At 65.4% G+C, this 8889-nt stretch carries 9 protein-coding genes; 2 read left to right on the forward strand and 7 right to left on the reverse strand.

What is annotated here, in order from left to right:
- Nucleotides 1-4 precede the first annotated feature (4 nt).
- From iadA to C4S71_RS06425, 7 genes are all read right to left on the reverse strand, one after another.
- Nucleotides 5-1153, reverse strand: coding sequence for a beta-aspartyl-peptidase (gene iadA, locus C4S71_RS06395; RefSeq protein ID WP_103968587.1), 1149 nt, complete (start codon nucleotides 1151-1153; stop codon nucleotides 5-7).
- A gap of 63 nt (nucleotides 1154-1216) precedes the next feature.
- Nucleotides 1217-2002, reverse strand: a complete 786-nt coding sequence (locus C4S71_RS06400; protein WP_086508344.1) for a transporter substrate-binding domain-containing protein — start codon at nucleotides 2000-2002, stop codon at nucleotides 1217-1219.
- A 360-nt stretch (nucleotides 2003-2362) separates the two neighbouring features.
- Nucleotides 2363-3130, reverse strand: coding sequence for a transporter substrate-binding domain-containing protein (locus C4S71_RS06405; RefSeq protein ID WP_086508345.1), 768 nt, complete (start codon nucleotides 3128-3130; stop codon nucleotides 2363-2365).
- A 121-nt stretch (nucleotides 3131-3251) separates the two neighbouring features.
- On the reverse strand, nucleotides 3252-3983 hold the full coding sequence (locus C4S71_RS06410; protein WP_086508346.1) for an ABC transporter permease: 732 nt from the start codon (nucleotides 3981-3983) through the stop codon (nucleotides 3252-3254).
- Between the two features lies 1 nt (nucleotide 3984).
- Nucleotides 3985-4686 carry an ABC transporter permease gene (locus C4S71_RS06415; RefSeq protein ID WP_086508347.1) on the reverse strand — a complete coding sequence of 234 codons (702 nt, stop codon included), beginning with the start codon at nucleotides 4684-4686 and terminating at the stop codon, nucleotides 3985-3987.
- A gap of 10 nt (nucleotides 4687-4696) precedes the next feature.
- Nucleotides 4697-5467: an ABC transporter ATP-binding protein gene (locus tag C4S71_RS06420; RefSeq protein WP_103968588.1), complete on the reverse strand. Its 771-nt coding sequence runs from the start codon at nucleotides 5465-5467 to the stop codon at nucleotides 4697-4699.
- A gap of 239 nt (nucleotides 5468-5706) precedes the next feature.
- A complete protein-coding gene (locus tag C4S71_RS06425) occupies nucleotides 5707-6693 on the reverse strand; it encodes a succinylglutamate desuccinylase (protein WP_086508349.1) in 987 nt (328 codons plus the stop codon).
- A gap of 192 nt (nucleotides 6694-6885) precedes the next feature.
- On the opposite strand from C4S71_RS06425, the gene C4S71_RS06430 reads away from it, so the two are divergent.
- Together C4S71_RS06430 and wrbA are read left to right on the forward strand one after the other, a co-directional pair.
- Nucleotides 6886-7776, forward strand: a complete 891-nt coding sequence (locus C4S71_RS06430; RefSeq protein ID WP_103968589.1) for a class I SAM-dependent methyltransferase — start codon at nucleotides 6886-6888, stop codon at nucleotides 7774-7776.
- Nucleotides 7777-7881: 105 nt separating this feature from the next.
- Entirely contained in the window at nucleotides 7882-8478 is a 597-nt protein-coding gene (wrbA, locus tag C4S71_RS06435) for an NAD(P)H:quinone oxidoreductase (protein ID WP_086508351.1), read from the forward strand.
- Nucleotides 8479-8889 lie beyond the last annotated feature (411 nt).

The following is an 8889-nucleotide window of genomic DNA, read 5'->3' on the forward strand; positions in this document are numbered from 1 at the left end:
CAGCCTAGCCGCGTCGATACACCTGTCGGCCCAAGGCCCATACCTCGTCGATGGCCCATTCACCATCGCTCAGTACCAGCAGGTCGGCGTCATGGCCGGGCTCGAGGCGCCCCTTGGCAGTGAGCTTGAGGGCATCGGCGGCGTGGGTGCTGGCGACGCCGATGGCATGTTCCAGCGGGACGCCGTGCTTCTCGATGCACTCGCCGACGACCTCGAACAGGCTGGCGAGGCGGCCGGGTTCGAGCCCGACGAAGCGGCGTTCGGCGTCGAAGCGCGGCAGCGAGGCATTGGCATCGGAGGAGAGCGTGATGCGTGATGGCTCGACGCGGGCCTCCAGAGCGCGGGCCACGGCCTCGGCGGCGGGCACTTCGCCACCGGCCAGCAGCTCCGCGGTGGTGCTGGTGGTGAAGTCGACGCGGCCGCCCTCACGGGCGAAGCGCAGGCCGTCCTCGAACAGCGCCGGGGTGCGGTTGATGTGGGTGGGCAGGAACTGCGCGAGCGGAATGGCGCTGCCCCGGGCTGCCTCGCGTAGCGGCTCCAGATGATTGGGGGCATCGCCGGTATGGATGAAGACGATGCCAGACTTGCCCGCCAGCATGCCGGCGGTACGGGCTTCGGAGGCCAGGCGCGCCAGCTCGAAGGCGGTGGGCTGTGAGCCGCGGTGATCGCTTATCGCCACTTCGCCCACGCCGATGAATTCGGGAATGAACAGAATGTCGCTGCCCACCGAGCCGGTCAGCGTTACCGGAGGCAACTGATAGGAGCCGGTGTAGCAGAAGGTGGTGAGACCGCCGGCGGCCAGCTCGCGGGCCTTGCCCAGCAGATTGGCCGGCGTGCGGGTCAGGGCGTCGGTGCCCAGCGCGCCGATCAGGGTGGTGACTCCCGAGGCCAGAGCGTCCTCGAGGGTCAGCTCGGCGGTGCGCGTACCGAAGCCGCCCTCGCCGCCGCCGCCGATGAAGTGCACCAGCGGGTCGACCAGACCGGGAATGACCCGGCGACCCTTGAGGTCGAACTCATCGATGACGGGGCCGGCAGCGGGCAGGGGCTGGTCGGCCGGCACCACGGCGGCGATGCGGGTGTCGGCGATCAGCAGATGGCACAGCCCCAGGTGGCGTGGCGCATGCAGCTGGGCATTCTTCAGCAGGGTCAGCATTCCGGCTCCTCGTGAAGGCGAACGCCGGCTGCTGCCGGCGTTCGCGGAGAATGACGCTATGGGTTACAGCTTGATGTCGTAGTTGAAGTAGCGCTCCATGATCTCATCATAGGTGCCGTCTTCCTTGAGCGCGGCCAGCGCCTCGTTGAAGCGCTCGGCCAAGGCCTCGTCGCGCTGACGGAAGGCCACGCCCACGCCCTTGCCGAAGATGTGCTCGGGCTCCTTGATGAAGCCGCTGATGCGCTTGAAATGGCTGCCTGAGGTGTCGATACCCATGGTGTTTTCGGCCACCGGGTAGTCCATGAAGGTGAGGTCGAGACGGCCGGCGCGCATGTCGGTCACGACGTCGTCGGCGCTGGTGTAGCGACGGATCTCCACCAGGTCGCCGTAGAGCTCGCTGACGTAGTTGTCCTGCAGTGTGGCGCGTTGTACACCGACCACCAGCCCCGCGAGGCTGTCGCGGTCCTCGATGTCGATGTCGCGGTCACGCGTGGTGATCCAGGCGCTCGGGGTGGTGTAGTAGGGCTCGGAGAACAGCACGCGCTCGGCACGCTCCTCGGTGATCGCCATGGACGACATGATGGCATCGTAGTTGCGGGCCATGAGCCCGGGAATGATGCCGTCCCAATCCTGCTCCACCCAGGTGCAGGTGACCTCCAGGTACTCGCATACGGCGTTGCCCAGCTCGATCTCGAAGCCGGTCAGTTCACCGTCCGGCTGACGGTACATGAAGGGCTCGTAGGGAATGTCGACGCCGAGACGGATTTCGGAATAGTCGCGGGCCTGAGCGGTACCGGCGGTCAGGCCGGCCGCCAGAGTGGCAGCCAGAATCATGTTGAGAGCACGCATGAGACTTCCTCCTGGGAAGGTGTTGTTTTTCACGAGTTTCAATTGCCGAAGTCGGCAGGATCGTCGCGCTTCAGGCGCGACAAGGCACACGAGCGTTGCCGTTCAGGCAAGGACGTGTCGATGGCACGGGCGTGCCGATGCGACCGGGAAGGCCGCGGGAAGGGGCTTATTCGTCGAACCACTCGCTGAGGTAGAAGCTGTCGAAGAAACAGCAGTAGACCTCAGAGATGGTTTGTGGGAAGCGATCGATCATGGGACGGTGTCCGATGAGGCGTTGCGTGACTTGCAGTTCGACTTTCCGCAAAGGTGGTGCGCTTGTCAAGCCCACCCGGCCACAGGCCGGGTGGGCAGGATGCCGATTTACTCTTCGCCGAAATAGCGCTGGTAGATCTCGTCGTAGGTGCCGTCTTCCTTCAGCGTGGCCAGGGCCTCGTTGAAGCGCTGGGCCAGAGCCTCGTCACGCGGACGGAAGGCGATGCCGAAGCCTTCGCCGAAGTACTCTTCCGGCTCGGTGACCATCTCGCCGACCACCTCGAACTCACCGCTGTGATTGTCGAGCAGGGTGGCCTGGCCGACGATGAACTCCAGGAAGACGAGGTCCAGACGCTGGGCCTGAAGGTCGAGCACCATGTCGTCGGCGGTGGAGTAGCGGCTGACGTTGGCTACGCGGCCGTAGTTGTCGGTGACGTAGCTGTCGAAAGTGGTACCGCGCTGCACGCCGATGCTCTTGCCGGCCAGGGTCTCTTCGTTGATCTCTTCGACATCGCTGCCGGCCGGGGCGAACCAGGCACCCGGAATGGTGATGTAGGGATCGGAGAAGAGCAGGGTCTGGCGGCGCTCGTCGTTGATGGTCATCGAGGACATGATGGCGTCGTAGTTGCGCGCCAGCAGGCCGGGGATGATGCCGTCCCACTCCTGCTCGATCCACTCGCAGGTGATGCCCATCTCGGCACACAGGGCGTTGCCCAGGTCGATGTCGAAGCCGGTCAGCTCACCGTCCGGCGTGCGGTATTCCATCGGCTCGTAGGGAACGTCGACGCCGAAGCGCACGTGATCGTAGTCGCGGGCCTGGGCGGTACCGGCCGCGAGAGCCACGCCCAGCAGGGATACTGTCAGCAGTTTTTTCATGTTTCGTTTCCCTTTGTTTTCGTTCGGCACCGTTTCGGTGACGTCGCGCCTGAATTTAGCGCAGCCACGCCGGGGTCGAAAGCCCTGGCGCGAGCTTTTTCCAACGCCTGTTTGACGTTGTTCAATTGCCGCTCTGGGGCTTGAGGTGAGCCAGCAGCTTTTTCTCCAGGTAGCGGAAGAAGTAGAGAATGGCGAAGGTCAGGCAGAGGTAGATTGCCGCCGCGAACAGGAAGGCCTCGAACGGCGCATAGAAGCGCGCATAGACGAAGCGTGCCGCGCCGGTGATGTCCATCAGCGTGACCACGCTGGCGATGGCGCTGGCATGCAGCATGAAGATCACCTCGTTGCCGTAGGCCGGCAGGGCGCGGCGGAAGGCGCTGGGCAGCACGATGCGCCGCATCATCAGCCCCTGCGACATGCCGTAGGCCCTTGCCGCCTCGATCTCGCCGCGCGGTGTGGCCTTGATCGCCCCGCGGAATATCTCGGTGGTGTAAGCCGCCGTGTTGAGGGTGAAGGCGATCAGCGCCGGATAGAAGGCCTCGCGCAGGATCGGCCAGAGGAAGGTCTGCTGGATGCCGTCGAAGAACACCACGCCGTAGTAGATGATGTAGAGCTGGATCAGCAGCGGCGTGCCGCGGAACACGTAGGTGTAGACATAGATCGGCAGGCTGATCCAGCGACGCCCCGAGCTGCGCCCGATGGCCAGCGGTATCGCCAGCACCAGGCCGGCGACCAGCGACAGGAATACCAGTTGGGTGGTGAGCACCAGCCCGTCCCAGTAATAGCCGATGGTCTGCGGGGTGAAGATGCGGTTGCCGGCGAGCAGCTCGTTGAGCCAGGTCAATTCTGTCATCTCAGTGCCCTCCGAAGCCGACGTTGTAGCGCTTCTGCAGCCGGGCGAACATCCACTCCGACACGCTGGCGATCAGCAGGTAGACCACGGCCACGGGTATCAGGAAGGTGAACGGCTCGTGGGTGGCGCGCGACGCCTCGGCGGCCACGCGTACCATGTCCGAGAGCCCGATCACCGAAACCAGCGCGGTGGTCTTGAGCAATACCATCCAGTTGTTGGAGATGCCCGGCAGGGCATGGCGCATCATCTGCGGAAAGCGGATGCGCCGGAACACCAGCCAGGGGCTCATGCCGTAGGCCTTGCCGGCCTCGATCTGGCCGTGCTCCACGGCCATGAAGGCGCCGCGGAAGGTCTCGCCCATGTAGGCACCGAAGATGAAACCGATGGTGAGCACCCCGGCGGCGAAGGCGTTGAGGTTGATGTACCAGTCCACCCCGAACCGGTCGTAGATGGCATCGGTGGCGACGTTGAGCGCCATCTGGCCGCCGAAGAACAGCAGCAGCATCAGCACCAGGTCGGGCACGCCACGAATCACCGTGGTGTAGAGCGTGGCCACCTTGTGCAGCAGCCAGTTGCGCGACATCTTGGCGCTGGCCGTGAGCAGCCCCAGGATCAAGGCGAGAATCAGCGACAGCACGGCGAGCTGGAGGGTGACGCCGGCACCCTCCAGCAGTCGCGGCCCGTAGCCATGTAGATCGATCATGCGGGAACCCTCAATACTTCGGCGCCAGGAACTGCTTGAGCCGGGGTGAGGTGGGATTGACCAGTACCTCCTGGGGCGGGCCGGCTTCTTCGACGAGGCCCTGGTGCAGGTAGATGACCTGGCTGGAGACGTCGCGGGCGAAGCCCATCTCATGGGTCACCACCACCATCGTGCGGCCTTCCTCGGCCAGGTCGCGCATCACCTTGAGCACGTCGCCGACCAGCTCCGGGTCGAGCGCCGAGGTGGGCTCGTCGAACAGCATCACCTCGGGGTCCATGGCCAGTGCCCGGGCAATCGCTCCGCGCTGCTGCTGGCCGCCGGACATCTGCGCCGGATAGGCGTCGGCGCGTGCCGTGAGGCCGACCCGCTCGAGCAGGGCGCGGGCGTGTTCGATGGCCTCCTTTTTCGGCTTGCCGAGCACGTGGATCGGCGCTTCGATGACGTTCTCGAGCAGGGTCATGTGCGACCACAGATTGAAGCTCTGGAACACCATCGACAGCTTGGCGCGCATGCGCACGACCTGTTTCCAGTCGGCCGGCTCGCGACCGTGCTTGGTCTGCTTGAAGCGGATCTCCTCGCCATGGACGATCAGGTCGCCCTCGTCGGGCTGCTCCAGCAGGTTCATGCAGCGCAGGAAGGTGCTCTTGCCGGAGCCGGAGGCTCCGATCAGGGTGATGACGTCACCCTTGCGGGCCTCGAGCGAGAGGCCCTTGAGAACTTCGGTATCGCCGAAGCGCTTCTTGATGTTGCGCACTTCGAGCGGAATCGGGGTATCGGCCATGGGACGGGCTCCAGGTCGGGACAGGTCGCCTGTGGCGACGGGCCGGTTCAATCGGGCAGGCACGAAAAAGGGGCGATTCTAACAGGCCTGAGGGCTTTGGGCAGAGGGAGGCAAAGCCCGTGTCATGCGACGATGGTCGAGGAAGTGAGACAAGAAAAGCATCAAAAGGCTCCTGGTTATTGTTGTATCGCAAAAAATATTGCTGAAACGTCTGGTGCTCCGGGTCTTTTTCCCTGTCGCTAGCCGGGCGGCGTGACGGGGCGGGCCAGCAGGGCGGCGCGGGCACCGAGCTCCACCGCCGCGTTGGGAAAGACCACGCTCAGCGGTTCGTCCTGGACGGTGAAAGGGCCGGCGCTGGCGTCTTCGGCGAGCCGCGTGCCGGGAGCGAATTCAGTGAAGTTCGGCGTGTCGTCGGGGAAGCACAGGCGGAAGTCCTGTGATTGCCGCATCAGCTCGTGGGCGACGCGGAAGAACGCCATACGCGCCGGGTCGGCCCCTCGCGGCTCGCGCCCTTCCAGCAGGGCTTCGAGAAGACGTGTCATGGGGGCCAGGGCAGTCAGGTCGTTGTGGCCGAAGGGCAGGGCGCGCCCCAGCTCCAGGGTGAAGGCCTGGGCCTGATGGTAGTGCTTGGAATAGTGGGAAAACGTCCAACTGTGTCGATGCTGGTGCAGCACCGCCTGGATGCCGGCCTCGGCCAGCCAGCGCCACTGCTCGGGGCGGATCGGGGTGGCGGCGAAGGGTTCGACCACGAAGCGTGGGAAGCGGCTGTCGCGGATCGCCGTGTGCAGGTCGTAGTGCAGTCGCTCGCGGCCGGAATGACGGGCGTAGAAATCGTCCACGGCGCTCATCAGCTGTCGGGCGCGATCCGGCTCCATGCCGGTCTCGTCCAGGTCGCGACGAAACAGGCGATTGAGATTGGTGTTCACGTAGCGTTCGGCGCGACGGATGGCCTCGAGATTGCCCAGGATGATCAGCGCCGGAGCGCCCAGTGGCAGCAGGCCGGCTTCGATGCGGGCCAGGCAGTTGCCGAGCAGCTCGATGGGCGCCGTCTCGTTGCCGTGGATGCCCACCGAAAACACGCAGGCACGCGCCGTCGCGCGGCATTCGGTAGGCGTCAGCTCGAGAATGCCCGGGGCGTGAAGCCGGTAGCTACCGCCGCGCAGGCGACCGCTGGATGCGATGGGGCGGGTCTCTTCGAGGCTGAGTTCGATCCATTCCGACAACATGCTTCGTCCGGGGGCTGTGGGTCCTCGCTCACCTTCCTGCGGACAGGGCATTATCTCAAGCGCGGGCGTCGGGCTGGTGAAAGCCCGGGTGCGATATTGAAAACGACTCCTGCGTGCCGACCTTTGCCCAATGGGGGCGCGGGCGGGCAGCGACTAAGCTGCCTGAACCATTTTGACGGCGAGGAGCCCGCCATGCCAACTGCCCAGGGTAACGCTTCGCTCGGCCATGGTGGCCGTCTCGACGATCACTACGATGCGGCCAGCGCAAGCCAAGGCCACCCCCTGCAGGTACGCCTGCGCGAGGCTTTTCGGGCTGCTGGGCGGGACCCGGAGAGCCTGAGTGTCGACGACATCGCCGGCATCGACCAGCTGCATCTCGGTGGGCGCAGCGCCAGTCGCGTGCTGGCGGAGATGGGCAGGCTGACGGGGGGCGAGCGAGTGCTCGACGTCGGCTGCGGTACCGGCGGTGCCAGCCGTCTGCTGGCCGCCGAGTACGACTGCGATGTGATGGGCATCGATATCACTGCCGCCTTCGTCGAGGTGGCACGCTGGCTGAGCAGGGCGACCGGCCTGGCCGGGCGCACTCGCTTCGTGTGTGGCGATGCTGCCAGCGTGCCGCTGACGACGAGCAGCATCGAGGCGGTGTGGTGCCAGCATGCGCTGATGAACCTGCCCCAGGTGCCGCGGGTGCTGGCCGAGTGGCGGCGCTTGCTCGTGCCCGGCGGTCGCGTGCTGCTGCACGAGGTGGTGGCCGGCGACAATCCCGAGCCGCTGGCGCTGCCTGTCCCCTGGGCGCGCACCCCAGCCAACAGCCATCTACGCTGCCGCGAGCAGCTGGAGCGTGCCCTGGCCCTGGCGGGCTTCGAGCCGCTCGCCGTCGAGGACGTGACGGAGGCCGCCCTGAGCTGGCGTGAGACCCGGGCAAAACGCGAAAGCGGCAGCCAGGAGGCGGCCCGGGCGCTGCCGGGGCCGGCGCTGATCTTCGGCGATGATTTTGCTCTGATGGGGCGCAACCTGCGCGACAACCTGGCGACCGGAAAAGTCAAAGTGCTGGCCGGCGTCTGGCAGCGCACCGGTCGATGAAATCGAACCAGACGTGCTAAAAGCTTTGCTTTTCTTCACCGCCCTGCCTTCTACGCTGACGAGTGTCATCAGTGCTGATGTCGTCTTTTCTACAGGAGGTGAACGATGACCAAGGTGCTCGTGCTCTACCATTCGATGTATGGCCATATCCACACCATGGCCCAAGCCGTCGCCGAGGGAGCCAGGCAGGTCGATGGCGTGGAGGTCGACGTCAAGCGCGTACCCGAAACCATGGACCCTGAAACCTTTGCCAAGGCAGGAGGCAAGACCTTCGACACGCCGGAAGCCTCGCCCCAGGAGCTGGCCGATTACGATGCGGTGATCTTCGGTACCCCGACGCGCTTCGGCAACATGACCGGGCAGATGCGCAACTTTCTCGACCAGACCGGCGGCCTGTGGGCCAAGGGGGCGCTGCGCGGCAAGGTGGGCAGCGTGTTCACCTCGACCGGCACCGGCGGCGGCAACGAAACCACCATCCTCACGTCCTGGACCACCCTGGCCCACCAGGGCATGCTGATCCTGCCGGTGGGCTACGGGCTCGAGTCGCAGTTCGACATCTCCAGCGTCCAGGGCGGCTCGCCCTACGGCGCCTCGACGCTGGCCGGGGCGGACGGTTCGCGTCAGCCCACCGAGCATGAGCTCGAGCTGGCCAGACTGCAGGGGCGCAGCGTTGCCCAGGTAGCGGCCAAGCTGGCCGCGTAAGATTGAGGCGGCCGAGCCGGTCGCATGAGAGCGACCGCTGATAGGCGACGTAAAGAAGGCGCGGCATGGGCCGCGCCTTTTTCATGGTGCGCCAGGCATGGCGCGCAGCGCCCGACGGGCGCTGTTTCCGAGGGTGGTGCCTCGGAATGACTTGGGGGTGAAAGTCCCCTACGGACCCTGATAGCGGGAACCGTTAGCCGAACAGCAAGGGTGTCCGTCGCGAGACGGAATCTGAAGGAAGTTGGAGGCAAACTCCCGGCCCGACGAACAGAAATCGCATACGAGGCTGTCGCCACCTGGGCGAGAGGGCCAAGAAACTCGAAGCCCAATAGCTATCCGGAAGGGGCGGCAGTAGATGCGGCGGGTGTATGGGAGGAAGGTCGCGCGTCTTACCCTGGGAGGTCTGATGGT

The sequence above is a fragment of the Billgrantia desiderata genome (genome assembly GCF_900108215.1).
GTDB lineage: Bacteria > Pseudomonadota > Gammaproteobacteria > Pseudomonadales > Halomonadaceae > Halomonas > Halomonas desiderata.

Excerpts from the sequence above, each read along its gene's own strand:
- iadA (WP_103968587.1), bottom strand. The coding sequence starts at position 1,153 with ATGCTGACCCTGCTGAAGAATGCCCAGCTGCATGCGCCACGCCACCTG.
- C4S71_RS06400 (WP_086508344.1), bottom strand. The coding sequence starts at position 2,002 with ATGCGTGCTCTCAACATGATTCTGGCTGCCACTCTGGCGGCCGGCCTG.
- C4S71_RS06405 (WP_086508345.1), bottom strand. The coding sequence starts at position 3,130 with ATGAAAAAACTGCTGACAGTATCCCTGCTGGGCGTGGCTCTCGCGGCC.
- C4S71_RS06410 (WP_086508346.1), bottom strand. The coding sequence starts at position 3,983 with ATGACAGAATTGACCTGGCTCAACGAGCTGCTCGCCGGCAACCGCATC.
- C4S71_RS06415 (WP_086508347.1), bottom strand. The coding sequence starts at position 4,686 with ATGATCGATCTACATGGCTACGGGCCGCGACTGCTGGAGGGTGCCGGC.
- C4S71_RS06420 (WP_103968588.1), bottom strand. The coding sequence starts at position 5,467 with ATGGCCGATACCCCGATTCCGCTCGAAGTGCGCAACATCAAGAAGCGC.
- C4S71_RS06425 (WP_086508349.1), bottom strand. The coding sequence starts at position 6,693 with ATGTTGTCGGAATGGATCGAACTCAGCCTCGAAGAGACCCGCCCCATC.
- C4S71_RS06430 (WP_103968589.1), top strand. The coding sequence starts at position 6,886 with ATGCCAACTGCCCAGGGTAACGCTTCGCTCGGCCATGGTGGCCGTCTC.
- wrbA (WP_086508351.1), top strand. The coding sequence starts at position 7,882 with ATGACCAAGGTGCTCGTGCTCTACCATTCGATGTATGGCCATATCCAC.